Origin of the sequence: Actinacidiphila alni, from assembly GCF_900112845.1 — a bacterium.
Lineage (GTDB): Bacteria > Actinomycetota > Actinomycetes > Streptomycetales > Streptomycetaceae > Actinacidiphila > Actinacidiphila alni.
In genome coordinates, this window is sequence record NZ_FONG01000016.1 from 166188 (window position 1) to 190649 (window position 24462).

Annotated in this window: 19 protein-coding genes and 1 tRNA gene; 15 read left to right on the top strand and 5 right to left on the bottom strand. The window is 71.9% G+C overall.

The window, feature by feature from the left end:
• The first annotated feature begins 136 nt into the window (after positions 1 to 136).
• A complete protein-coding gene (locus tag BM076_RS24710) occupies positions 137 to 1906 on the top strand; it encodes a stealth family protein (RefSeq protein WP_093715888.1) in 1770 nt (589 codons plus the stop codon).
• 7 nt (positions 1907 to 1913) lie between these two features.
• On the opposite strand, the gene BM076_RS24715 is transcribed toward BM076_RS24710, so the two are convergent.
• Both BM076_RS24715 and BM076_RS24720 read right to left on the bottom strand, forming a co-directional pair.
• A complete protein-coding gene (locus BM076_RS24715; RefSeq protein ID WP_093715889.1) occupies positions 1914 to 4730 on the bottom strand; it encodes a stealth conserved region 3 domain-containing protein in 2817 nt (938 codons plus the stop codon).
• Positions 4727 to 5632, bottom strand: a complete 906-nt coding sequence (locus BM076_RS24720; RefSeq protein WP_245796300.1) for a hypothetical protein — start codon at positions 5630 to 5632, stop codon at positions 4727 to 4729. Before BM076_RS24720 ends, BM076_RS24715 begins: the two co-directional genes overlap by 4 nt.
• Positions 5633 to 6100: 468 nt before the next feature.
• Between BM076_RS24720 and BM076_RS24725 the strand changes: the two genes are divergently transcribed.
• On the top strand, positions 6101 to 8389 hold the full coding sequence (locus BM076_RS24725; protein WP_093715891.1) for a PIG-L family deacetylase: 2289 nt from the start codon (positions 6101 to 6103) through the stop codon (positions 8387 to 8389).
• A 117-nt stretch (positions 8390 to 8506) separates the two neighbouring features.
• On the opposite strand, the gene BM076_RS24730 is transcribed toward BM076_RS24725, so the two are convergent.
• A complete protein-coding gene (locus tag BM076_RS24730) occupies positions 8507 to 10159 on the bottom strand; it encodes an FG-GAP-like repeat-containing protein (protein ID WP_245796301.1) in 1653 nt (550 codons plus the stop codon).
• A gap of 255 nt (positions 10160 to 10414) precedes the next feature.
• On the opposite strand from BM076_RS24730, the gene galE reads away from it, so the two are divergent.
• The 6 genes from galE to BM076_RS24760 all read left to right on the top strand — a co-directional run bounded on the left by galE (position 10415) and on the right by BM076_RS24760 (position 16634).
• Positions 10415 to 11389, top strand: coding sequence for a UDP-glucose 4-epimerase GalE (galE, locus tag BM076_RS24735; protein ID WP_093715893.1), 975 nt, complete (start codon positions 10415 to 10417; stop codon positions 11387 to 11389).
• Between the two features lie 101 nt (positions 11390 to 11490).
• A complete protein-coding gene (gene proB, locus BM076_RS24740; protein WP_177246589.1) occupies positions 11491 to 12642 on the top strand; it encodes a glutamate 5-kinase in 1152 nt (383 codons plus the stop codon).
• 182 nt (positions 12643 to 12824) lie between these two features.
• Positions 12825 to 13343 carry a hypothetical protein gene (locus tag BM076_RS24745; RefSeq protein ID WP_093715895.1) on the top strand — a complete coding sequence of 173 codons (519 nt, stop codon included), beginning with the start codon at positions 12825 to 12827 and terminating at the stop codon, positions 13341 to 13343.
• Positions 13344 to 13461: 118 nt separating this feature from the next.
• Positions 13462 to 14757: a glutamate-5-semialdehyde dehydrogenase gene (locus BM076_RS24750; RefSeq protein WP_093715896.1), complete on the top strand. Its 1296-nt coding sequence runs from the start codon at positions 13462 to 13464 to the stop codon at positions 14755 to 14757.
• Positions 14758 to 14840: 83 nt separating this feature from the next.
• A complete protein-coding gene (locus tag BM076_RS24755; protein ID WP_093715897.1) occupies positions 14841 to 15278 on the top strand; it encodes an SCO2583/SCO2584 N-terminal domain-containing protein in 438 nt (145 codons plus the stop codon).
• 66 nt (positions 15279 to 15344) lie between these two features.
• A complete protein-coding gene (locus tag BM076_RS24760) occupies positions 15345 to 16634 on the top strand; it encodes an SCO2583 family membrane protein (RefSeq protein ID WP_177246590.1) in 1290 nt (429 codons plus the stop codon).
• Here BM076_RS24760 and BM076_RS24765 read toward each other — a convergent pair.
• Entirely contained in the window at positions 16552 to 17667 is a 1116-nt protein-coding gene (locus BM076_RS24765; protein ID WP_093715898.1) for a M48 family metallopeptidase, read from the bottom strand. The two genes, BM076_RS24760 and BM076_RS24765, sit on opposite strands and share 83 nt — an antisense overlap.
• A 139-nt stretch (positions 17668 to 17806) precedes the next feature.
• Between BM076_RS24765 and BM076_RS36775 the strand changes: the two genes are divergently transcribed.
• The 6 genes from BM076_RS36775 (at position 17807) to BM076_RS24795 (ending at position 21842) form a co-directional block, all read left to right on the top strand.
• Positions 17807 to 17953, top strand: coding sequence for a hypothetical protein (locus BM076_RS36775; protein ID WP_093715899.1), 147 nt, complete (start codon positions 17807 to 17809; stop codon positions 17951 to 17953).
• A gap of 2 nt (positions 17954 to 17955) precedes the next feature.
• On the top strand, positions 17956 to 18570 hold the full coding sequence (gene nadD / locus BM076_RS24775) for a nicotinate-nucleotide adenylyltransferase (protein ID WP_093715900.1): 615 nt from the start codon (positions 17956 to 17958) through the stop codon (positions 18568 to 18570).
• 31 nt (positions 18571 to 18601) lie between these two features.
• The gene (locus tag BM076_RS24780; protein WP_245796305.1) at positions 18602 to 20467 is read left to right on the top strand and encodes an LCP family protein; all 1866 of its coding nucleotides are present in this window, start codon (positions 18602 to 18604) and stop codon (positions 20465 to 20467) included.
• A gap of 126 nt (positions 20468 to 20593) precedes the next feature.
• The gene (rsfS, locus tag BM076_RS24785; RefSeq protein WP_093715902.1) at positions 20594 to 21028 is read left to right on the top strand and encodes a ribosome silencing factor; all 435 of its coding nucleotides are present in this window, start codon (positions 20594 to 20596) and stop codon (positions 21026 to 21028) included.
• Entirely contained in the window at positions 21025 to 21678 is a 654-nt protein-coding gene (locus tag BM076_RS24790; RefSeq protein WP_245796315.1) for a histidine phosphatase family protein, read from the top strand. Before rsfS ends, BM076_RS24790 begins: the two co-directional genes overlap by 4 nt.
• Positions 21679 to 21769: 91 nt before the next feature.
• Positions 21770 to 21842: transfer RNA gene (locus BM076_RS24795), tRNA-Ala, on the top strand.
• Between the two features lie 29 nt (positions 21843 to 21871).
• Here the strand turns inward: BM076_RS24795 and BM076_RS24800 are convergent.
• Positions 21872 to 22840: a helix-turn-helix transcriptional regulator gene (locus BM076_RS24800; RefSeq protein ID WP_093715904.1), complete on the bottom strand. Its 969-nt coding sequence runs from the start codon at positions 22838 to 22840 to the stop codon at positions 21872 to 21874.
• 102 nt (positions 22841 to 22942) lie between these two features.
• Between BM076_RS24800 and BM076_RS24805 the strand changes: the two genes are divergently transcribed.
• Entirely contained in the window at positions 22943 to 24457 is a 1515-nt protein-coding gene (locus BM076_RS24805) for an MFS transporter (RefSeq protein ID WP_093715905.1), read from the top strand.
• Positions 24458 to 24462: the final 5 nt, after the last annotated feature.

Consider the following 24462-nt stretch of genomic DNA (forward strand, 5'->3'; position numbering starts at 1 on the left):
CTGTTCGTCAAGGTATACCGCACGCGGCCCCTTGGAGAACGCAAGGCATACTTGAGGTATCGGCCCGCGCCAGACGGACGGACGGGCCGCCGCCCGCAGGTCGAACACCGGAACACCCGAACAGGAGCCGCCCGCCGTGCGTAATCCCGAGGCACCCCGACTGCTGGGGGTCTACCGACGAGCAGTACCGGAGAGCGCCCGACGGAAGATCGCCTCCCGCGTCGACTCGGACTTGCGCAAGCAGGTGAAGCTGCGCATCGCGGGTGCGACCGCTGCCGCCGAGCGTGCCAGGGCGGCCCGGGTGGGCAAGCGCCACCAGGCGATGGTCGACCGCCCCGACCGCACGGTGATCACCGTCAATCGCGAGGCCAAGGTCGCGATCGTCATGTCCGGCGTCACCCCGCTGGCCGCCCGCCGCGCCAACCTCGACGCGGTGCTGCGCTGCCTGACCGCCGCCGGGCTCGACCACTTCTGCGTCCGCGGCCGGTCGCACACCGCCGCCGCGGTGGCCGTCCACGAGAGCGACCGCGAGGCGGTGCTCGCCGCGCTGACCGCGCTGTGCGCCGAGGAGCCGGGCTATCTCACCCCGGTCAAGGGCAACAGCGCGGTCCCCGAGGAGTCGCTGCCGGGCTACGAGCAGACCTCCTGGCGCCGCGTCGCGAGCGCGCCGGTCTTCCGGCTCACCTGGTACCGCACCGACGACAGCGGCGGCCTGGCACTGGGCACCCGCTACGGCTGCGACATCGAGTTCTGGCACGAGGAGGACGGCGCGCTGGTCGCCCCGCGCCCCGGCAAGTTCGCCGACGCCGTCCCCGCGGACGCCAAGACCGTGGACGCGCCCGAGGCGTTCTTCACCGACCTGGCACCCCGCGACACCGGCAGCGGCCCGCGCTTCGAGGTCCGTACCCGCGAGCACTTCGCGATCCACCCCACCGGCGAGATCCGCTTCCCGATCGACGTCGTCTACACCTGGGTGGACGGCGCCGACCCGGCCTGGCTGCGCCGCCGCGCCGAGTTCTCCGGCGAGGCGTACCACGACGAGGCGGCCAACGCGGCGCGCTACCTCAGCCGCGACGAACTGCGGTACTCCCTGCGGTCGTTGCACATGTACGCGCCCTGGGTGCGCAACATCTACCTGGTCACCGACGACCAGCAGCCGTCCTGGCTGAACACCGAACTGCCCGGTATCCGGGTGGTCGGCCACCGGGAGATCTTCCGCACCGCGAGCGCCCTGCCGACCTTCAACTCGCACGCCATCGAGAGCCAACTGCACCACATCGAGGGCCTGTCGGAGCACTTCCTGTACTTCAACGACGATGTGCTGCTGGGCAACGAGGTGACGCCGCAGGACTTCTTCCTCGCCAACGGCCTGACCAAGTTCTTCCCGTCACCCGCGCTGGTGCCGCTCGGCGAGAAGACCGCGGCCGACCCGCCGGTCGCGGCGGCCGGCAAGAACAACCGGCGGCTGATCGAGGAGCGCTACGGCGCGGTGCTGGTGCAGAAGATGAAGCACATGCCGCACGCCCTGCGGCGCAGCGTCCTGGACGAGATCGAGGACGAGTTCGCCGCCGAGTACCGGCACACCGAGTCCAGCCACTTCCGCAGCATGGACGACATCTCCATCGCCTCGTCGCTGCACCACTACTACGCCTTCCACACCCGGCGCGCGATCCCGTCGACGGACCTGCCGTACACCTACCTGGACCTGACGCACCCGTGGACCGAGACCCGGCTCGGCCGGCTGCTGGCCAACCGCGACAAGACCGTCTTCTGCATCAATGACACCGTCTCCACGGAGAACGACGCGAGCGGGCAGAAGGACCTGATCACGCCGTTCCTGGAGGCGTACTTCCCGGTGCCGAGCCCCTTCGAGAAGACCGAAGAGGGCCCGGCGGACCGTAAGTGACCGGCGGTCAGCGCTCGTAGGGGGAGGGGACCGGGAAGTACGCGCTCAGGAAGGCGCGCAGCACCCGGTCCTGCTCCTCCACCGGCACCTCGGCGTCGGCGGACTCACCGATGCAGAACACGTCCTGGTGGCGCGAGGTGAGCAGCCGGGTGAGCTGCTTGTGGTGCAGATAGTCGCCGATGTCGGCGTACCCGCAGGAGATCGCGCTCGGCGTGGCCTGGCCGGTCAGGAAGCCGAAGTGGTGGTGCAGCGACGAGGTGATCGACAGGTCGGTGCGGCTGCGGAACTGATTCGCCGCCGTGGCCCGCGTCTCCTCCGGCCAGCGCTCGGCGATCTGCGCCAGCACGCTGCGCCGCAGCGGGTGCGGCGCGTGCAGGAAGCCGTGCGTGGCGACCCGCCCGAAGGCTTCCTTCAGCAGCCGGCGGTTGTTCTTCGCGGCCACGAAGTAGCCCTCGTCGTCGTCCGAGATCTCGCTGACCGGGATCGACGTCGGCGAACGGAAGAACTTCGAGGTGCCGTTGGCCTGGAAGAACGCGTCCGCGTTGAGCGGACGGCCGAAGAACACGTCGTCGTTGACGTAGAGGAAGTGCTCCGACAGGCCCTCGATGCGGTGCAGTTGGCTCTCGATGGCGTGCGAGTTGAAGGTCGGCAGCACGTCCGGGTCGGCGAAGATCTCGCGGTGGCTGACCACCTGGATGTCCGGGTGGTCGGTGTTCAGCCAGGACGGCGTCTGGTCGTCGGTGACCAGGAAGATCTTCCGCACCCACGGCGCGTGGGTGGCCAACGACCGCAGCGAGTAGCGCAGTTCGTCGCGGTTGCGGAAGCGGACGTCACCGGCCTCGGCGCCGCTGGTGGGCAGCCCGGCCGCGGCGCGCGCGGCGTCCCTGCGCTCCCGCCAGGCCGGGTCGGTGTCGTCGACCCAGGTGTAGACGACGTCGATCGGGAAGTCGATGTCCCACATCAGGTTCTTGCCGGTGAACGCCTCGATCGAGGGGTACTCGCGCTCGCCGACGGCCAGCTTGCCGCTGGGCTCCAGGTCCGGCAGCCGCGGTCCCGCGACGGTCGCGGCGCCGGGGGTGACCCGCCAGCCGTCCTCGTCCTCGGTCCAGAACTCGATCCGGCAGCCGTACGCGGGCCCGTAGCGCAGGGTGCGGCTGTCGGAGACGGTCGGCTTGAACAGCCGTACGCCCTTGACCTCGCCGACGTTGTGCAGCCGCTCGGCGAGCACCGCGCCCGGCGCGGCCGACTTCGGCGACATCAGCTCGCCGTAGACCGGCTTGCCCGCCAGGTCTTCGGCGAGCGCGTCCAGCACCCGCTGCCCGTCCTCGGCGCGCACCGCGAGCCGGTACGCGGCCGGCGCGGTGTCGCGCAGCAGGACGTACGGGATCGAGTGGTGCTCCAGCGCGTCCGCGGCCAGTTCGAGGTTGATCCGGGCCATCTTCCACGCCGGGACGTCGTCCCTGACCTCGGCGACCCGGCCGCCGGAGCGGATCAGGCGGCCCCGGTCCTGCGCCTGGATGATGACCTCGCGGGCCTTCTGCTCCTCGTTGGACGGGGAGAGCCGGCTGACCGGCGCGGCCACCGCGAAGGTCCGGCTGCCGCCGCTCGCGATCCGGCGGGCGGCCCGGTCGGCCCGCTCGCTGAACCGCTCGGGGCTGTCGCGGCGCTCGATGAGCTTGGCGAACAGCTCCTCCCACATGCCCGAGATCTTCTCGGCGTTGAAGCGCTCACGGGCGCCTTCGAGGGCGTTCTTGCCGTACGTGTGCCGCAGTTCGTCGTCGTCCATCAGCCGGGCCATGGCGGCGGCGTAGGAGCTGACGTCGTCGGACTGCACCATCAGACCGTCGACCTCGTGCCGCACGATCGTGGCGGGCCCGGTGAGATTGTCGAAGGCGACGACCGGCACACCGGCCGAGAACGCCTCCAGCATCACCAGGCCGAACGCCTCCCAGCGGGACGGCATCAGCGCGATCGACGCCTTGGCCCACTCCTCGGACAGCTGCCGGGAGCGGCCCAGGATCTCCACCCGGTCGTGCAGGCCGAGCCCCTCCACCAGGCGGCGCAGCATGTTCAGCTGCGGACCGCCGCCGAAGACCCGCATCGTCCAGCCGGGACGCTCGTCGCAGATCTCCGCGAAGGCGCGGATCGCCAGATCCATGCCCTTCTCGTGCATCATGCGCGCGGCCACCATGACGACCTTGGTCTCCAGGTCGGAGCGCGGCCGGTAGCCCTCGGGCATCGCGTTGGGGATGGTGGCCAGCAGCGGCGCGGACGCGCCGAGCGACTCCTCGAACCAGTTGGTGGTCAGCTCGGTGAGCGACACCAGCGCGTCCAGCCGCGGCGCGTGGATCAGCATCGGCTCGCCCGTCGGGCCGCGCAGCTGCGAGATCCGGTGCTCCTGGTGCAGGGTCACCACCCGCGGCGGGGCCAGCTCCACCATCGCCATCATCAGCGCGGGCGTGGTGGTGATCAGGATGTCGCAGTCGAGGCGGCTGATCGCGGCCGTCATCTCGAAGTCCGACAGCCGGTCGAAGGTGGGCTCCGCCGACGGCGGGATCAGCTCGCTGGGCTGCGAGGCGAGCGCCAGGCACTCCTCGTCGGTCAGCGAACTGGCGCGCACCGGGCGCGGGACGCTGCCCGTGCGGTCCACCAGGTAGCGCATCGGCACCGACTTGCCCTCGGTGAGGAAGGGCTCCGACTCGGTCTTGAAGACGCTGAGCACCTCGACGTCGTGCAGCGGCGCCAGATGGGCGGCCTGGGTGTAGGCGGCCATCTCGGTGCCGCCCATCGCGTCGCCCCAGGTGAGCAGAAATGTGATCTTCATGCGTCCTCGTTGGTTCCGAAGGCGGCGCAGGCGACCGCCAGTGCGCCACTCGGCGTCAGGTGGGCGTGCACACGTGTCAGGGAGCCGCTCTCCAGCGCGATGATGCTGTACGGAGTGCGGAAGATCTGCTTGGGGTGGCGCACGTGGGTCAGCCGCCGGGCGAGCTTCAACCGGGTCCGGCCGGCCCGCAGTTGGACGTCCCAGGTGCGCTGGGTGCGCGAGCCCGCGGTCATCGCGGCCAGTGGCAGGTCGAAGGTGAAGGTGTCGCCGTCCCAGACCGGGCGGGCCGGCACTGCCTTGGTGGTGCCGCGGCGGACCGCCTCGACGGTGTACTCGCCGACCGGGTGACGGGCCGCCAGCAGCCGCCCGTGCACGGTGATCCGGTCCCAGCGCAGATCGAAGGAGACCAGCTCGGCCTGCTGGGCGGGCCCGGTCACCTTGAGCATGGCCCGGCCGTCGACCGAGCGCACCGGCCGGAAGACCGCGCCGCTGGAGGTGGAGGGGGAGGTGGGCAGCGTCGGGCCGTCCATGGTGCTGGGCGTCGGCGCGGTCAGGTCGGACCGGGTCTCCCGGCCGCCGTCGTCGGTGGTCACCACGACCAGCCGCCACACCCCGCTGTCCAGCACCAGACCGCGGCTGTCGCGCTCGGTGGGACCCGCGTGCAGCAGCGCCGTCGTCGCGGTGAGCAGCAGCGAGCCGTCCCTGCGCGGTTCCTGGACCAGGTCGAGGCTCAGCCTGCGGCCGCCGCGGATCAACTCCAGCCGGGCGGCGGCCAGTCCCTCGGGCCGGTGCGGGAAGGGCACCGCCACGTTCAGAGTGCGACCGCCGAGCACCGACAGATGTACGGTCTGCAGCAGTGGTCGCGGGCGTACTCCGGTGCCGAGCGCGGGCACGGTGTGCATCCGCTCAACCCTGCGGCGTACTCGTACCGCCGCGGAACGCGCGCGTTTGGCCGCGCCCACCGCGTAGGGCAAGAGCGAATCACTCACGGTGGTCCTGACCCCCGGTTCTCGTCTCGTCTGTCGGCCGGTCCGCCGGTGCCCCGGCGGAGCGGCGGTCCGCGGGCCCGTGGTCCATGGGCCCGCGCATCGTTTCAAGGATGCCAAAGATCAGCAAGTTCACCGTTTCCTCGGTGTTTGGCTGCTTTCCACCCGGCCGTCGGACGGCAATCCGGCCCACCTCGGGCGGTGTTCCACGGGCACCGGGCGTTTCCGTCCTTTTCGGTCGGGGGTTGCGTCCGCACACGAATCTCACCCTGTGACAACGGTCACCACAAACGGAAGAAACCCCTGCCGGAAATTGTCCCTCTTGCGCTGCGGGTGGTCGAAATGATCACACGAGAGGTGAACGGAGCCGGAACGTTGGACCGAATGCTGGAGCCGGCAGCAACACCCGGGAACAAAGGCCCCGGCCGCCGCGCGGTGGCGGTCTCCGCGGCGGGCGCACTGGCCGCGATCGGCCTCGCCGGCTGCAGCGGCACCGCGGGCCCCTCCGCCCGGCCGCCCGCCACGCCCCCCGTCTCGTACGGCGCCCCGCCGACCGGCGGCGCGCTGCCCGCCACGGCCCGGGTCACCTTCGGCACCCCCACCGCACCGCTGGTCATGCAGGTGATGGCGCACCCCGACGACGACCTGTACTTCATGAACCCGGACACCGCCGCCGGCATCGACCGCGAGGTGCCCGTGGTCTCGGTGTACGTCACCAGCGGCGACTCCTTCGGTGTGAACCGCGCGCCCGGCCGCTCGCGCCCGCTCGCCAATGTGCCCGCGTACGTCTCGGCCCGGCAGCAGGGCCTGCGGCAGGCGTACGCCCGGATGCTCGGCGCCGAGGTCTTCACCCCGTGGACCCGCACCGCGCTGACCCTGCCCGGCGGCGGCGCCGCCGAGGTCGACACCCTCCGGCACGGCGGGCGCCGCGCCGAGCTGGTGTTCCTGCGGATCGACATGCACACCCCGGTGCGCGGCGGCGGCACCCTCGGCATCGACAAGCTCTGGGCCAAGGACGGCACCGTCCGTACCGTGCCGCTGCCGGACGGCCCGGTGCGCGGCACCCACACCTTCGACCGGCAGTCGCTGATCGACGCCCTCGCCTTCCTGATGGCGACCTTCCGGCCGACGCTGATCCGCACGCTGGACCCGGACCCCGACATCCAGATCCACAACGCCCAGAACCCCAGGGGCAGCGACCAGGGCGGCTACTCCGACCACCGCGACCACACCGCCACCGCGCTGTTCACCTGGCGGGCGATGTCCCAGTGGACCGAGCACGCCGTCGCGAACGGCGGCCCGGCCCCGGTGTTCCTCACCGAGGCGTACCGCGGCTACTACAACCAGCGCTGGCCGCACAATCTCCCGCAAGCCGCCGTCCGCTTCAAGGCCGAGGTGCTCGATGTGTACGGCGGCAGCCCGGACTGGCACTGCGGCGACATCGGCGGCTGCGGCGACTACGGCGTCGGCCAGGGCGACGCGCTGAAGTCGCCGCGCGGCTGGGTGCGCAGCACCCACTACCGCTATCCCACCGCCGGGCCCAAGGCGGTGGCCGCCAAGGACGGCCGGCTCACCGTCTACGGCGTGCTCGGCACCCGGGCCGCCCGCTGGACCGAGACCGCGCCGGGGCGCGGCCAGTGGAACGCGCCCGAGGACCTCGGCGGCGGCCCGCTGGCCCCCGCGCTCAGCGTCGTCACCGACAAGGAAGGCCGCCATCTGCTGTTCGGCCTGCGCTTCTCCGGTCTCGCGGGGGAGCCGGACGGCAACACCCGGGAGATCGTGCTGCTCGACCAGACGCAGCAGGAAAAGCAGGAGAAGCAGGAGAAGCAGGAGAAGCAGGGCGGGCACGGGCGGCGGCCGGGCGCGACGGGCACCGCGCTGCGGTCCGGCGCCGACCACGCGATCCACGGCTGGCTCAGCCTCGGCAACCCCGAGGCGAATCCGGTACGCGGCCGGCGGGTCGGGCCGCCGACCGCCGTGACCGGCAAGGACGGCCGGGTGCACCTGTTCGTACGGAACGCCTCCAAGGGCCTGAGCACCCGGGTCCGTGACACCTCCGGCCGGTGGTCGCCATGGCGGAAACTGTCCGGCGGCCAGGTGCAGGAGGGCCTGGCCGCGACCGTCGACCACGACGGGCGGATCCATGTCTTCGCCGCCGGCCACCGGACGTTGCTGCAATGGACGCAGGGGAGCCCGAAGGGCGAACTCGTCGGCCGGCCGCTGCGGCAGACCGGTGTGCCGGGCGAGGTGCCCGAAGTGGTGACGGCCACCGACGGCTCGCTGCTGCTGGCCTTCCGCCGGCCCGAGACCGCAGAGATCGCGGTGGAACGCCTCGGCCCGGGCCGCGGCGGCCACTGGAAGCCGGCCGCCGCCGTACGCGACGCGGGCTTCGGCCCGGTCGCGCTGCTCGGCGGCCGGGCCGCGGTCACCGAACCGCTGCTCGCCGTGCGCGCCGACTTCGGCAACGCCCTGCTGGTGCACGGCAAGGACGGCGCCGCACCGGCCGCGGCCGGCGCGAATCCGCCCGCCGCCACGCCCTTCGCGGTCGGCCGGCCCGCGGTCCTGCCCGCGGGACACGACCGTACGGCGCTGGTGTCCTTCGGCGTGAACGCCGTCCCGGCCGTCACCCGCAGCCAGGGCATCGGCACGTACACCCAACTGGCCACGCGCTGACCGCTGCACGACGGCACGCCGACCCGGCTGTGCCGAAGGGGCGCCCGCACCTGGCCGGTGCGGGCGCCCCTCGTCATGCCGTCGTCATGCCGTCGTCATGCCGTCGTGCGGCGGCTTTCAGAACAGGCGGCTGTAGCCGTTCCAGCCCGGGCCCTGCTTGACCGCGGTCTTGAACGAACCGGTGCCGGTCGAGCTGTAGCTGTACAGATTGCCGTTGCCGTCCACACCGACCAGGTCGGCGCGGCCGTCACCGTCCATGTCGCCGGGCGAGGCCAGCTTGTTGTAGCGGTTCCAGCCGGGGCCGATCTTGACCTTGGACTGGAACGGCCGGGTGCTGATGCCCGTCCCCTTGTACAGCCACAGGGTGCCGTCGGTGCCCCGCGCCACGATGTCCGCGCGGCCGTCTCCGGTCAGGTCACCGCCGCCGACGATCGCGTTGTAGGCGTTCCAGCCCGGGCCGACCAGCAGCCGGCCGGTCAGCGCGGTGCCGGTGCCCTGGCCGCGGTAGAGGTACAGATTGCCCTTGGTGTCGCGGGCCAGCAGGTCGCCCTTGCCGTCGCCGTTGAGGTCACCGGGGCCGAGGTAGATGTTGTAGCCGCCCCAGCCGGTGGCGATCGGGCTGTTCCCGGCCAGCTCCAGGTTGTAGAGGTTGGTGCCCTCCCGGAACAGCAGGTCGGCGTAGCCCTCGTCGTTCAGCGAGTTGGCGAAGCCGAAGGTGGTGTAGCCCTTCCAGCCGCCGGCGTCGCTCACCTGCTGGCGGGCGGCCAGCGTCCCGTTGTTGTTCGTGTAGTACCAGTAGAGGGTGCCGCCGGTCGACAGACCGTACAGCTCCTTCTTGCCGAACTGCGGGTTGGAGCCCGAGTTCGCGAACAGCTCGACGTTCCAGTCCGTGCCGCTCTTCAGCTTCGGCGCGAAACCGCCGACGCCGTTGGGCTTGTAGTAGTAGAGGTCGCCGTTCACGGTCCGGGCGAACACGTCGCCGTCGCCGATGCTGATGAGCTGGTTGTACGCGTTCCAGCCGGAGCCGATCGCGACGCGGCCCGCGTACGGTCCTGACGCCTTGCCGGTGCCGGCGTAGAAGTACAGATTGCCCTTGGTGTCGCGGGCGATCAGGTCGCTGACGCCGTCGCCGTTCATGTCACCGGGGCTGGTGAGCTGGTCGTACTGGTTCCAGCCGGGGCCGATCAGGGCCTTGCCCTTGAACGGGGCGGAAGCGTTGCCGGTGCCCTCGTAGAGGTAGAGCTGGCCGTCCGGCGTGCGGGCGACGATGTCGGCCTTGCCGTCCCCCGTGATGTCGTCGGTGGCGACGATCTTGTTGTAGACGTACCAGCCGGTGCCGGTCCACAGCGGGCCGCCGTTGGGGAAGCTCGACGCGTTGAAGAGCGAGAGCTGACCGGAGCCGGTGAGCGCCAGGATCTCGGGACCGGCCTGGCCGTCCAGATCGCCCGGCGTGATGACGTCCTTGTAGAGGACACCGCTGCTGCTCGCCCCGAGGTCCACGTTCTTCGTGGCCAGCGAGTTGAAGTAGTGGCGGCTGTTGCCGCGGTAGAGCTCGTCGGGGTAGCCGTCCCCGTCCGGGTCGTACCGCAGCGGGGCGGCCGCCGCCGTGGTGGAGAACTGCCCGACCTTCTTCTTCGGCAGCGTGAGCGTCGGCTGCGCCGAGGCCGGCGCCGTCGGCCGGGTGACGCGGTGGAGCTGCGGGCCGTTGTCGGCCTGCGCGGTGGTGCTCAGCGCGAGGGCGCCGAGGGCGAGTGCACCGGTGGTGCACACCGCGACGAGTCGGCGGCGCCGCGAAAGGCGCGCCGGCTGTGCGTGGGACACATTCCCCCCTGGGATGTGGAATAAGAGCGCAATGGGTTGCGGATATTCGGCGTCCACCGAATACCTCGCACACCTCGGTACGGCCGGGAACCGGAATATCCGGATCCGAAAATCCGTCCGGTTCCGGTCGCGGCGAGTCTAGACCCTGTGGTATCCGACGGGCCCCCGGGTTTCGCCGCCGTCCGGCGGAATTAGGATGGCGCCATGACCTGGCTGATCACCGGCGGCGCCGGTTACATCGGATCGCATGTCGTCAAGGCGATGGTGGACGGCGGTGAGAAGGTCGTCGTCCTCGACGACCTCACGGCCGGCGACAGCGACCGGCTGCCGGCCGGTGTCGCCGTGGAGCGGGCCAGCGTCCTGGACCGCCCGGCGCTCGACCGGGTGCTGGCCGCGCACGGCGTCGACGGCATCGTGCACATCGCCGCCCGCAAGCAGGTCGGCGAGTCCGTCGAACGCCCGCTGTTCTACTACCGGGAGAATCTGACGGGTCTCCAGACCCTGCTGGAGGCGGCGGTCGACGCGGGCGTGCGGCGCTTCGTCTTCTCCTCCTCCGCGGCCGTCTACGGGATGCCGGACGTCGACCTCGTCACCGAGCGGACGCCGTGCGCGCCGATGAGCCCGTACGGCGAGAGCAAGCTCGCGGGGGAGTGGCTGATCTCGGCGGTCGGCCGGGCGCACGGCATCGCCACCGCGAGCCTGCGCTACTTCAACGTCGCCGGCGCCGCCGCGCCGGAGCTGGGCGACCGCGGTGCCGCCAACATCGTGCCGCTGGTCTTCCAGCGGATCTCGCAGGGCCGCGCCCCGCTGATCTTCGGCGACGACTACCCGACGCCGGACGGCACCTGTGTGCGCGACTACGTGCACGTCCAGGACGTGGCCGCCGCCCATGTCGCCGCCGCCCGACGGCTGGCCGCCGACCCCGAGGCGTCGCTGGTGCTGAACATCGGCAGCGGGCAGGGCGTCTCGGTGGCCGAGATGGTCGACCTGATCCGCGAGGTCTCCGGTCACACTGAGCTGGAACCCGAAGTGGCCCCGCGCCGCCCGGGCGACCCGGCCCGGGTCGTCGCCTCCGCCGAGGCGATCGGCAGGGAGCTGGGCTGGACCGCGCAGTACGACGTGCGCGCCATGGTCGAGTCGGCCTGGGCGGCCTGGCAGCTCCAGCACCCGACGGCGTAACGGGCCGGATCCGTAACAGGCCGGAACCGTAACAGGCCGAGGGCGGGCCGGGCCCGGCGCGGTCCTGGACAGGTGTGGCAGCGGCGATACGAGGGACGCACGTGACAACGGCACGGCAGGACGTGGTGGAGGCCCGCAGGGTCGTGGTCAAGGTCGGCTCGTCGTCGCTGACCACGGCCGCCGGGGGACTGGACGCCGACCGGGTGGACGCCCTCGTGGACGTCCTGGCGGCGGTCCGCGCCGGCGGCGGCGGCGCTTCCGGCGGGCGCCCCGACAAGGAGATCGTGCTGGTCTCCTCGGGCGCCATCGCCGCCGGGCTCGCCCCGCTCGGCCTGTCCGGCCGCCCCCGCGACCTGGCCAGGCAGCAGGCCGCCGCCAGCGTTGGCCAGGGCCTGCTGGTCGCCCGCTACACCGCCTCCTTCGCCCGCTACGGCGTCCGCGTCGGCCAGGTGCTGCTCACCTCCGACGACGTCAGCCGCCGCGCCCACTACCGCAACGCCTACCGCACCCTCGACCAGCTGCTGGCCATGGGCGCCCTCCCGGTGGTCAACGAGAACGACACCGTCGCCACCGACGAGATCCGCTTCGGCGACAACGACCGGCTCGCCGCGCTGGTCGCCCACCTCGTCCGGGCCGACCTGCTGGTGCTGCTCTCCGACGTCGACGGGCTCTACGACGGCGACCCCCGCACCCCGGGCACCAGCAGGATCGACGAGGTCACCGGGCCCGAGGACCTGGCCGGCGTCACCATCGGCAGCGCGGGCAAGTCCGGGGTCGGCACCGGCGGCATGGTCACCAAGGTCGAGGCCGCCAGGATCGCCGCCGAGGCGGGCATCCCGGTGGTGCTGACCTCCGCCGTGCACGCCGCCGACGCCCTGGCCGGACGCCCGACCGGCACCCACTTCCACCGCACCGGCAAGCGCTCCGCCGACCGGCTGCTGTGGCTGGAGCACGCCTCCACCCCGCGCGGCGCGCTGCGCCTGGACGCCGGGGCGGTCCGCGCGGTCACCGAACGGAACAGCTCGCTGCTGCCGGCCGGAGTCACCGCGGTGGAGGGCGAATTCGTGGCAGGCGACCCCGTCGACCTGCTCGACGAGTCGGGCCGGCCGGTCGCCCGCGGACTGGTCAACTTCGACGCGCGCGAGCTTCCCCGGCTGCTCGGCCGTTCCACCCGCGACCTCGCGGTGGAACTCGGCCCCGCCTACGAACGCGAGGTCGTACACCGGGACGACCTGGTACTTCTGCGGCCATGAGGCCCCGGAACCCTGGACTCCGGGGGCGGCGCCCGGCGAACTCACCGGTACCTTCACGGGGGCTTCTTGCCGAAAACGCCCCCGCGGCCCGCCGGAGCCTGGTCAACTTTGATGCGGAGGAGTCGTCGGTGCCCACCGGTGCGGACGGCTCTCGCGGAACGTAACCCACAGGGAGGCCGCCGGTGAGACGAGGGCGCCCAGGGCCAGTGACCAGGGGTACGGGGGAACGCACTCTGGTCAGCGTCGGCAACGACATGAGCATCAGCGACATCAACGGCATCGCCGGGGACGGCCCGGGCGATCCCGCGGGCGGCCCGGAGGGCCGCCAGGACCGCCAGGCCCGGCCGCAGGAGCACGCGGCGTCCCGGCTGTGGCACATCACCCTCAGCGTCTCGGGCCCCGAGACGCCGCTGTCCGAGGTCAGACGCGGCCTCGAACAGCTGGCCCACGACCACCCCTTCCTGCTGACCAGCCGCTACGCCACCGACCACGCGGAGATCCGCTACTGGGAGGAGGCGCGCGACCTGCACGACGCCGCCGCCATCGCGCTGCGGCTGTGGGGCGAGCACCGCTCGACGGCGGGCCTGCCGCCGTGGGAGACCGTCGGCCTGGAGGTCATCGACCGGGCGACCTACCACCAGCGCGTCGCCGAGGGCTACGGGCCGCCGCCCGCCGTACCGGTCGGCGTCCACCCGTTCTGACGCCCCGGCCGGCCGCCGGCCGGGCCCGGGCTCCGTCGGTCCGGCCCGGCGCCGCGGTTGTCCACAACCGGACCGGAACGGGCGACGGCGCCGGGCGGCGGCCCGGTACGCTGCTGCCATGACCCACCCGCCGCTGCCCTCGCCGCTGCCCAAGTCGCCCGTGCTGCTCGCCGCGTACCGCGCGCGGGCCGCTGCCGCCGACCTGGCCCCGCTGCCGCGGTCCGTCAAGGACGACGCCCTGCTGGCCATCGCGGACGCCCTGATCGTCCGCACCCAGGAGATCGTCGCGGCCAACGCCGAGGACGTGGCGCGGGCCCGCGCGGCCGGCACCAGCGACACCGTGGTGGACCGGCTCACCCTCACCCGGGAGCGGGTCGCGGCCATCGCCGCCGATGTGCGGCACGTGGCCGGGCTGCCCGATCCGGTCGGCGAGGTGCTGCGCGGCTCCACCCTGCCCAACGGACTGGAGCTGCGGCAGGTCCGGGTCCCGCTCGGCGTCGTCGGCATCATCTACGAGGCCCGGCCCAACGTCACGGTGGACGCCGCGGCCCTCTGCCTGAAGTCCGGCAACGCGGTGCTGCTGCGCGGCTCGTCCTCCGCGTACGCCTCCAACACCGCGCTGATCACCGTGCTGCGCGACGCGGTCGGCGGCGCCGGCCTGCCCGCCGACGCGGTGCAGCTGGTGCCCGGCGAGAGCCGCGAGTCCGTCACCGAGCTGATGCGCGCCCGCGGCATGGTCGACGTGCTGATCCCGCGCGGCGGCGCCGCCCTGATCCGCACCGTCGTGGAGGGCTCCACCGTCCCGGTGATCGAGACCGGCACCGGGAACTGCCATGTGTACGTGGACGCCGAGGCCGATCTCGACATGGCCGTGGACGTGCTGATCAACTCCAAGGCGCAGCGGCCCAGCGTCTGCAACTCCGCCGAGACCCTGCTGGTGCACCGGGACATCGCCGACCGCTTCCTGCCCCGGGCGCTGGACGCGCTCGCCGAGGCCGGGGTCACCGTGCACGGCGACCCGCGGGTGCTGGCGCTGGCCGACAGCAGCGGCAGCAAGGCCACCGTGGTGCCCGCCACCGCGGAGGACTGGGAGACGGAGTATCTGTCGTACGACATCGCCGCCGGGGTGGTGGAGAGTCTGGACGCCGCCGTCGAGCACATCCGGCTGTGGTCCTCCGGGCACACCGAGGCGATCGTCACGAGCTCCCAGGCCGCCGCCCGCCGCTTCACTCAGCGGGTGGACGCCGCCGCGGTGCTGGTCAACGCCTCGACCCGGTTCACCGACGGCGGGCAGTTCGGATTCGGCGCCGAGATCGGCATCTCCACCCAGAAACTGCACGCCCGCGGCCCCATGGGACTGCCGGAGCTGACCTCCACCAAGTACGTCGTCACCGGCGACGGCCACGTGCGCTGACCCGGACGGCCGTCCTCCGGACAGCCCACAGCCAGTCCGGATTCCCCTGCCCAAACGACCAACTTCCGCATTACTCTGGACAGATGCCGGACGATGACGAGTTCGCCTCCGTAGTCCTCGACGAAGAATTCGTACGGTCCGCTCTGTTCCATGAGCCCTCGGCCAGGGAACGGATGCTTGCCGTCGCCGAAGGTCCCGCGCTACCGCCCGGCTGGTCCGGGCGGCACAGAGCCGGTGCGCACGTGCCCGTCCCCGAACTGGACGACGCGGCGGCACTGGAGTCCGACGACGACCTGTACCCGCACGGACGGCCGTACCGCGGGAGCAGCACCCGCTGGCACCGGCCGGTGGCGTGGGCGCTGGCCGTCGTGATGGGGATAGGGGTGGTCGCCCTGACCTTCGCCGCGGTCTACCGCGGCGCGGGCGGCGGCTCCCGCCCGCAGATCGTCCCCACCCCGTCCAGCGGCACCGTCGGCACGCGCAGCAGCCTGCCACCGGTCGCCGCCGAGCGGCTTCCCTGATCTCCTGTCATAAGTTGACCGGTACCAGGGCGTTTATTCGTGCGCCCGGAGACTTAACCTTGTGATATGAGCGGGCCTGGAAACCCTCCTGAGGGCACACCCGAGGGCGCCTCCGGAGGCGGTGAGGACGAGTACCGATCCGTCGTGTTCGACGAGTCGTTCGTCAGGGCTGCCCGGATCCAGGAATTCTCCGCCCAGGAGCGGCTGGACGACGCCGACCGGGCGGTCCGCGTCCGCCATGTGATCCCGCGCGGCCTCGCCCGGCAGGCGGTGGCCCTGATCACGCTGATCGTGGTCGCCTTCGGCTTCGCGATCTACATGGGGGTGCGCCACCCCTACAAAGGGCGCGACCAGGACGCCGCCGAGCAGTTCAGGGCCAATGTGATCCCGCTGGTGCCGGACGGCAAGGTGGCCTCGGTCCCCGCCGACCAGCCCTTCCGCGGCCAGCCCGCCGAGCACTACGGGTCGGGTGTGGACGGCATCACGCTGCCGCCGATCCACCGGATCGGCGGCTTCGGCGTGGACGAGGTGACCCGGGCCTTCACCACGGCCCGCGACTACCTCGACGACTCGGCGATCAATCCGCAGACCGTCACCGGCGGTGACGTACGGACGGTGCGGGCGCTGCTGGACCCCGGGCAGCTCGACCAGTTCGACGCCAGCCTGACCCGGCCGACCACCGACGGCACCCATGAGGCGACCGGCTGGCTGGTCCGCTTCGACCCGGCGGCGAAGGTGGAGCTGGCCCCGGACGGCATCCGGGTGCACGGCTCCCTGGAGGCGTCCGAGTCCGGTGACGACCTGGAGGTCGCCGCCGACCACACCTTCGTCTACGCCCTGCACGGCCCCGGCGCCGGCGAGGACGCCGTGTCGCTGTTCACCGTGCGCCGCCAGATGCGCTTCCACTTCAGCCACGCCGACCTGCGGCAGCACGAGATCCAGGTCGTCCAGGCCGATGTCGCCGCCGGGCCGCTGGCCTGCGGCGCGGCCGTACAGCGCTATTTCCAACCGATACTGGCCGGCCAGTCGGCGCCCGACACGGTCGCGGGGGCCGACCCGTACGACCACGACCGGCCGGTCGGCGCGGTCTGCGCACCGCTGAACCACGCCACCACCGGTCAGTCGGACACCGGTCAGTCGGACAATGCGCCGGGGAACCTGCCGAGCGCGCCCGGGACGGGCACGGCGCCGCCGCCCGTCGCCTCCGGCGCGAACACCGGCACCGGCACCGGCACCGACGCGAGCAGCGACGCGACGGGTCCGGCGCCCCGCTCTAGCTCGGCTCCGGCTGCGGTCCGGACGACGGTGCTGAGTCCTCCGGTCCCGACGCCCCGTTCGTCGAGCCCGAGCCTGTGAAGCGGTCCCGCAGCTTGCCGCCGATGTCGCCGGCCCCGTTCGAGATGTCGCGGATCAGCCCCATCAGCGGATCCTTGCTGCTCTTCACCGTGTCGGCGTAGTGGGTCGCGGACTCCTTGAAGGAGTCGTAGACCGAGGTGTCCTTGTCCTGCTCGCGGCGCGGGTAGTGGCCGTCCATCAGCCGCTGGTAGTCCCGGCTGGCCGCCCACTTGCGCAGCTCGGCGGCGCGCACCGTGGTGAACGGGTGGCTGCGCGGCAGCACATTGAGGATCTTCAGCACCGAGTCGCGCAGATCGCCCGCGGCCTCGAACTCGTCGGCCTGCTTCAGGAAGGCGTCCACATTCATCTCGTGCAGATGATTGCCGCCCGCGATCTTCATCAGGCCGCGCATCGACGCCTGCACGTCCTGACCCACCAGCAGCCCGGCCCGGTCCGCCGAGAGTTCCGACTTGCGGAACCACTCGCGCAGCGCCGTGACGATCGCCAGGATCGCCAGATTGCCCAGCGGGATCCACGCCACGCGCAGCGCCAGATTGGTGAGGAAGAGCAGTATCGTCCGGTAGACCGAGTGGCCGGAGAGCGCGTGGCCCACCTCGTGGCCGACGACCGCCCGCATCTCCTCCTCGTCGAGCAGCTCGACCAGACCGGTGGTGACCACGATCAGCGGCTCGTCCATGCCGATGCACATCGCGTTCGGCTGCGGGTCCTGCGTCACGTACATCGCCGGGACCTTCTCCAGGTCCAGGATGTAACAGGCGTCCCGCAGCATCGCGTTGAGATGGGCGAACTGCTCGTCGCTCACGCGCACCGAGTCCGACAGGAACAGCAGCCGCAGCGACCGCTCGGGCAGCAGACCGCTGAGTGCCTTGAAGACCGTGTCGAAGCCGCTGAGCTTGCGCAGCGCCACCAGCGCGGACCTGTCCGCCGGGTGCTCGTAGGCCCGCGAGGAGATGCCGGGGAACCGCTTGCGGCTGCGTCCGGGCAGGTTCTTTCCGCCGTCCTGCGTGTCGTTCGGTCCATTCGGCACGGACATACTGGCCCAACCCCCTGATAGCCAACCGGTACATACTCTGGGACGCGCGGAGCCTGCGCGAAGTTCCCCCGCGGCCGCCCGTACGATGTGCCGAGAGTCTTCTCCCCCGTTCCCGATATCGCAAAGGGTTCCGCTGACCATGTCGCCCACCGCAGCTTCCGCCCTGACCACCTTCGCCGAGGAGGGCGGGAACCACAACAGCCTCAGCCCGTACGTCACCGGCTTCGGCGCGCTGATCGCCCTGCTGCTCCTGCTGTGGATCGTGACCCGCTTCAACCGGGACTGACGATGTCCGGCGCACAGCCCGGCGCGAAGCGCCGGATCGGTGTGATGGGCGGGACCTTCGACCCCATCCACCACGGACACCTGGTCGCGGCCAGCGAAGTGGTCAGCCTTTTCCACCTCGACGAGGTGGTCTTCGTGCCGACCGGACAGCCGTGGCAGAAGAGCGACCAGCGGGTGACGCCCGCCGAGGACCGCTATCTGATGACGGTGATCGCCACCGCGTCCAACCCGCAGTTCTCGGTCAGCCGGATCGACATCGACCGGGCGGGCAAGACCTACACCAAGGACACGCTGCGCGACCTGCGGGCCGAGCACCCGGGCGCGGAGCTGTTCTTCATCACCGGCGCCGACGCGCTCTCGCAGATCTTCTCCTGGCGGGACGCGGAGGAACTCTTCTCCCTCGCACATTTCATCGGAGTCACCCGTCCGGGGCATACGCTGTCGGACCCGGGCTTCCCCGAGGGCGGTGTCTCGCTCGTGGAGGTCCCGGCGCTGGCGATCTCCTCCACGGATTGCCGCCAGCGGGTGGCCAAGGGGGATCCAGTCTGGTACTTGGTTCCGGACGGTGTGGTGCGCTACATCGACAAACGCGCGCTGTACCGGGACGCGACCGGGTAGCTCCGCAACGAACCACGTGAAGGGGTTCCTCGTGAACGACGCAAACCCCCGTTGGCAGCAGCAGCAAGCCGAGGGCGGGCCCGACGACGAGAGAGACCCTTACGCGCGCGACCCCTACTACCAGCAGCAGTCCTACGGTTACGACCCGTACGCACAGCCCCAGCAGGCCCAGCCGCACATCCCGCAACAGGGCTACCAGGAGCCGTACTACGGCGACCCCTCGCAGACCTACGCCGGCCAGCAGGAGCAGGGCTGGATCCCGCAGCAGCCCCAGCAGCCGTACTACGACCAGAACGGCGGCTACGGCACCGGACAGCAGCAGGCGTACGACACGGGCCAGCAGCAGGCGTACGACACCGGTCAGCACGCGGTCTACGACACGGGCCAGCACGCCGTGTACGAGACCGGACAGCAGCAGACGTACGACACCGGTCAGCAGCCGGTGTACGACACGGGCCAGCAGCCCGTCTACGACACCGGACAGCAGCAGGCGTACGACACCGGTCAGCAGCCCGCCTACGACACCGGGCAGCACACCGTCTACGGGACCGGACAGTTCGCCGCCGTGCGGGACACCGGGCAGCAGCCCGTGCAGGAGGCCCCGGCCGCGGGTGCCCCCAAGGGGAACGGGAATTACCAGACCGAGCAGTTCGCCTTCATCGACGAGGAGTCGGAGGAGTCCGAAGAGGTCATCGACTGGCTGAAGTTCTCCGAGTCGCGCACCGAGCGCCGCGAGGAGGCCAAGCGGCGCACCAAGAACCGCAAGGTCGGACTGATCCTGCTGGTGGTGCTGGCCATGCTCGGCGGCGTCGGCTACCTGTGGCAGTCCGGCAAGCTGCCCGGCGTCGGCGACTCCAAGGACACCGCGGCCTCGGCCGGCGGCGCCCAGAAGCGCGACGTGATCGTGGTCCACCTGATGCCGGTCGACAAGGGCCCGAGCGCCACCGCCCTGCTGGTCGACAACACCACCAAGCACCGCGGCACCACGGTGCTGCTGCCCAACTCCCTCAACGTGACCACCGAGGACGGCACCGCGACCACCCTGGACAAGGCGGTCGCCGACGGCGTCGGCCCGACCAGGGACGCGCTCAACTCGCTGCTCGGCTCCGACATCAAGGGCACCTGGCGGCTGGACACGCCGTATCTGGAACTGCTCGTCGACTCGCTCGGCGACGTCTTCGTCGACACCGACACCGCCGTCAAGGGCACCGGCAAGGACAAGGACAAGACGCTCGTCCAGCAGGGCAAGCAGACCGAGCTGACCGGCCAGCAGGCCGTCGCGTACGCCACCTACCTCGCGCCCGGCGAGGCGCAGATCAAGCAGCTCAGCCGGTTCGGTCAGGTCATGCAGGCGGTGCTGAAGAAGATGCCGAGCGACGCGCTGTCGGCCACCAAGACCGTCCAGGCGCTCGCCCAGATCCTCGACCCGTCGCTGACCGACAAGCAGCTCGGCGCGTCGCTCGCGCAGCTCGCCGAACTGGCGAAGACCGGCGCGTACGACACGGCCATGCTGCCGGTGCAGAAGGACGGCACGCTCAGCGCGCAGACCAGCGACAGCGTCGTCAAGGACATCCTCGGCGGCACCGTCAAGAAGTCCGACGCCTCCGCGCAGGCCAGGGTGCTGATCAAGGACGCGTCCGGCGACAAGAAGAACGGCCCGCTGGCGCAGGCCGCGATCGTCAACGGCGGCACGTACACCTATGTGCCCGGCGGCACCGGCAGCACCAGCCAGGCCGCCTCGCAGGTGGTCTACGCCGACCCGGCGCGGCTGGCCGCGGCCAAGGACGTCGCGTCCACGCTGGGGCTGCCCGCGAGCGCGGTCAAGAAGGGCACGGTGCCGGCCACCGCGGACATCGCGGTGACGCTCGGCAAGGACTACAAGCCGTCCACCGGCTGATCCGTACCCCGGCCGGTCCATGCCCCCGCGCCCCCGGGCGTTCCGGGGGCACGGAAATCGGGTCGGGGGCTGTCGGAGGGTCGTGAGACCCTTGAGTGACCAGCCCCCGACCCGAAAGTCTCCTCAGTGACCGCCACGGACCGTTCCCTCGAGCTGACCCGCGCCGCCGCCCAGGCCGCGGCCGACAAGCTCGCGCACGACATCATCGCCTACGACGTCAGCGACGTCCTGTCCATCACCGACGCCTTCCTGGTGGCCTCCGCGCCCAACGACCGGCAGGTCAAGTCGATCGTCGACGGCATCGAGGAGACGCTGCTCAAGGAGCTGGACGCGAAGCCGGTGCGGCGCGAGGGCGAGCGGGACGGCCGCTGGGTGCTGCTCGACTACATCGACATCGTGGTGCACGTGCAGCACTCCGAGGAGCGGGTCTTCTACGCCCTGGAGCGGCTGTGGAAGGACTGCCCGGAGATCGAGCTGCCCGAGGACGCGGTCGCCACCCGCGGCAAGGGCGCCGAGCACGCGCAGGCGCACGCGGCCGACGACGAGGGGGGTCAGAGCTGAACGGGCACAAGGGCGGCCGTGGCCGCCGGATCGTGCTCTGGCGGCACGGCCAGACGGCGTGGAATCTGGAGCAGCGCTTCCAGGGCAACACCGACATCGAGCTGACCGCCGAGGGCGTCGCGCAGGCCCGCCGGGCCGCGCGGTTGCTGGCCGCCCTGCACCCGGACGCGATCATCGCCTCCGACCTGAGCAGGGCCGCCGCCACCGCCGCCGAGCTGGCGGCGGTCACCGGCCTGCCCGTCACGCACTACGAAGGGCTGCGCGAAACCTTCGCCGGCGAGTGGCAGGGCCTCACCCACACCGAGATCGTCGCCCGCTACGGCGAGCAGTACGCGGCCTGGAAGCGCGGCGAGCCGGTACGGCGCGGCGGCGGCGAACTGGAGACCGAGGTCGCCGACCGGGCCGCACCCGTGGTGCTCACCGCCGCCGACAAGCTCGCCGACGACGGCGTGCTGGTCGTGGTCAGCCACGGCGGCACCATCCGCACCACCATCGGCCGGCTGCTCGGCCTGGAGTCCACCAGCTGGGAGTCGCTCGGCGGCCTGACCAACTGCTGCTGGTCCGTCCTCGGAGAGGGCGCGCGCGGCTGGCGGCTGCTCGAGCACAATGCGGGCACCCTGCCCGAGCCGGTGCTCGGCGACGACAGCTGACCGCGGCCGGCCGCCCGGTCCGGCGGATTTCGTTTCCGGCGCGCTCACCGGCTATGCTTCTTCTCGTCGCCGGGGAAACCCGCGCCGACGCGGGGCTGTAGCTCAGTTGGTAGAGCGCTTGCATGGCATGCAAGAGGTCCGGGGTTCAATTCCCCGTAGCTCCACAAGACGTACGGACCGGGATCCCGTTCTCTCACCGAGAGAGCGGGATCTTTTCGTCGCGCGCGGCCCGTGCCGCCTGTGCTGTGTGCGCGGCCTTCTCCGCCAGCACCTCCGAGAGCGGGCGGCCGTGCTTCGGGCAGCCGATGACCGGGTCCGGGACGGCCCGCAGCCGCTCGATCTGCTCCGCGTCCTCGTCGGCGACGGGCCGGTAGACCACCATCCGGTGCTCGGCCATGCCGTCGATGCTCAGGGAACTGGTCGACAGCCTGATCGTGCCGACCGCGTGGTGCCGGAAGACCTTGACGCGCGGCCCCGGCGCGGCCACGTCACCGCTCGCCCACAGCTGCGCGAAGAGCGGGCTCTCCTCGATCAGCCGCGCCACGAACGACTCCCAAGCCGGCTCGCCCATGTGATTGCCGTACGCGCGGCGCAGCTGGGCCACCATGCCGGGCAGCTCGCTGTCGCTGTTGACGATGGTCGAGCAGCACTCCGGCACCGTGAAGAGCTTGTACAGCACATTGCGCTCGTGCCGGGCCACCACCGACGTCATCGGCCACAGCACTTGGTAGGTGGCGTTCGACGCCTGGACGTCGTAGCGCGAATTGAGCACGGCGGCCGGCAGCGGATTGAGCGCCGCCAGGATCGCCAGCACTTCCTGGCCGACCACCTCCGCGTCGGAGGCCGGTTCGCGGACGAAGGGAATGCCGGCCAGCCGGTACAGGTGCTCGCGCTCGGGCACGTCGAGCCGGAGGACCCGGGCGACCGCGTCCAGCACCTGCACGCTCGCGTTGATCGGGCGGCCCTGTTCCAGCCACGTGTACCAGGTCACACCGACCCCGGCGAGCTGCGCGACCTCCTCGCGGCGCAGCCCGGGGGTACGGCGGCGCAGCCCCGGCGGCATGCCGACGTCCGCCGGGGTGATCCGGGCGCGGCGGCTGCGGAGGAATCCGGCCAGTTCCGTGCGGCGCCGGGTCTGCTGCGGGGACGTCGGCTGGGCCATGCCTCTCATCCTCCCCGCGGCCCGGCGGTGCTGCCAGGTGCCGGCAGTACCAGGATCACCGGGCTCTCGTTACCCGTACCGCCGCGCTCGCAGGCTCGGGGCATGACGTTCTCCGCACCCGCTGTTCCCGGCCGTTCCGCGGCCGTACGCAGCACGCCCGTACCGCCCGTCGCCGCTTCTGCATCCGTTCCAAGGTCCGTCCCGGCCCAGGGGACGGGGCGCGCGGGGCCGCGGGCCGGGTTGCTGCTGGCGATCATCCTCACCGGCCAGTTCATGGCGCTGCTCGACGTCTTCATCGTCAATGTCGCCGCCCCGACCATCCGCACCGACCTGCACGCCTCCGGCGCCGGGCTCCAGCTGGTGATCGCCGGCTACAGCATCGCGTACGCCGTGCTGCTGATCACCGGCGCGCGCCTCGGCGACCTGCTGGGCCACCGGCGGCTGTTCCTGGCCGGGCTCGCGCTGTTCACCGTCTCCTCGCTGGCCTGCGGGCTGGCGCGGAACACCGGTGAGCTGATCGGTTTCCGCTTCGTACAGGGCACCGGCTCGGCCCTGATGATCCCGCAGGTGCTCAGCCTGCTCCAGCTCACCTTCACCGGCGAGGCGCGCACCCGGGCGATGAGCGTCTACTCGGCCGTCATCGCCTCGGGCGCCGCGCTCGGCCAGTCGCTGGGCGGGGTGCTGGTCTCCGCCGACCTGTTCGGCACCGGCTGGCGGCCGGTGTTCCTGGTCAATGTGCCGATCGGCCTGCTGATGCTGGTGGTGGCGCCGCGCGTACTGCCCGCGGACTCCGGCGGCGCGCCCGGACGGCGGCGCGGCCTCGACCTGCCGGGCCTGGTCGTACTGGCCGCCGCGGTCACGCTGCTCACCGTGCCGCTGGTGCTCGGGCAGGAGGAGGGCTGGCCGCTGTGGGGCTGGTTCTCGCTGGGCGCGAGCGTGCTGCTGTTCGCGCTGTTCATGGTGCTGGAGGCGCGGCTCGCCCGGCGCGGCGGCGCCCCGCTGGTCTCCACCCGGGTGCTGCGGGCGCCGGGCATGCCGCGGGCGGTGACGGTGATCGCGCTGACCATGGCGGTCAACGCCGGCTTCCTCTTCTCCATCGCCCTGCACCTCCAGTCGGGGCTCGGCCTCAGCGCGCTGCGCACCGGCCTGACCTTCGCCGCCTGCGCGGTCACCTTCGGCACGGTCGGCCTCACCTGGCGGCGGCTGCCCGCCGCCGCCAGGCCGTGGCTGGCCCCGGCCGGGCTGCTCGTGGCGGGCGCGTCCTTCGCGGGCCTCGGCCTCGCGCTGCGCGGCGGCGGCCATGGCGGCGCGCTGCTCTACCTCGCCCTGCTGACGCTGGGCGCCGGGCTCGGCTTCGCCTTCAGCCCCACCCTGACGCTGGCGCTCGGCAAGGTCGCGCCGCGGGACGCGGCCGACGCCAGCGGGCTGCTCGCCACCGTCACCCAGCTCGGCCAGCTGCTCGGCGTCGCGACCCTCGGCACGCTCTACCTCAACCGGCTCGGCCCGGCGGGGCCGCACACCTCGGCGCACGCCTACGCGGTGACGTCGGCGGCGCTCGCGGTGGTCGCCGTGGTCGCCGCCCTGGTGGCGGTCGAGTGGCGGCGGCGCCGCGCCTGACCGTC

Excerpts from the sequence above, each read along its gene's own strand:
- BM076_RS24715 (WP_093715889.1), bottom strand. The coding sequence starts at position 4,730 with ATGAAGATCACATTTCTGCTCACCTGGGGCGACGCGATGGGCGGCACC.
- BM076_RS24720 (WP_245796300.1), bottom strand. The coding sequence starts at position 5,632 with ATGCACACCGTGCCCGCGCTCGGCACCGGAGTACGCCCGCGACCACTG.
- BM076_RS24725 (WP_093715891.1), top strand. The coding sequence starts at position 6,101 with ATGCTGGAGCCGGCAGCAACACCCGGGAACAAAGGCCCCGGCCGCCGC.
- galE (WP_093715893.1), top strand. The coding sequence starts at position 10,415 with ATGACCTGGCTGATCACCGGCGGCGCCGGTTACATCGGATCGCATGTC.
- BM076_RS24750 (WP_093715896.1), top strand. The coding sequence starts at position 13,462 with ATGACCCACCCGCCGCTGCCCTCGCCGCTGCCCAAGTCGCCCGTGCTG.
- BM076_RS24755 (WP_093715897.1), top strand. The coding sequence starts at position 14,841 with ATGCCGGACGATGACGAGTTCGCCTCCGTAGTCCTCGACGAAGAATTC.
- BM076_RS24760 (WP_177246590.1), top strand. The coding sequence starts at position 15,345 with ATGAGCGGGCCTGGAAACCCTCCTGAGGGCACACCCGAGGGCGCCTCC.
- BM076_RS24765 (WP_093715898.1), bottom strand. The coding sequence starts at position 17,667 with ATGTCCGTGCCGAATGGACCGAACGACACGCAGGACGGCGGAAAGAAC.
- BM076_RS36775 (WP_093715899.1), top strand. The coding sequence starts at position 17,807 with ATGTCGCCCACCGCAGCTTCCGCCCTGACCACCTTCGCCGAGGAGGGC.
- nadD (WP_093715900.1), top strand. The coding sequence starts at position 17,956 with ATGTCCGGCGCACAGCCCGGCGCGAAGCGCCGGATCGGTGTGATGGGC.
- BM076_RS24800 (WP_093715904.1), bottom strand. The coding sequence starts at position 22,840 with ATGGCCCAGCCGACGTCCCCGCAGCAGACCCGGCGCCGCACGGAACTG.
- BM076_RS24805 (WP_093715905.1), top strand. The coding sequence starts at position 22,943 with ATGACGTTCTCCGCACCCGCTGTTCCCGGCCGTTCCGCGGCCGTACGC.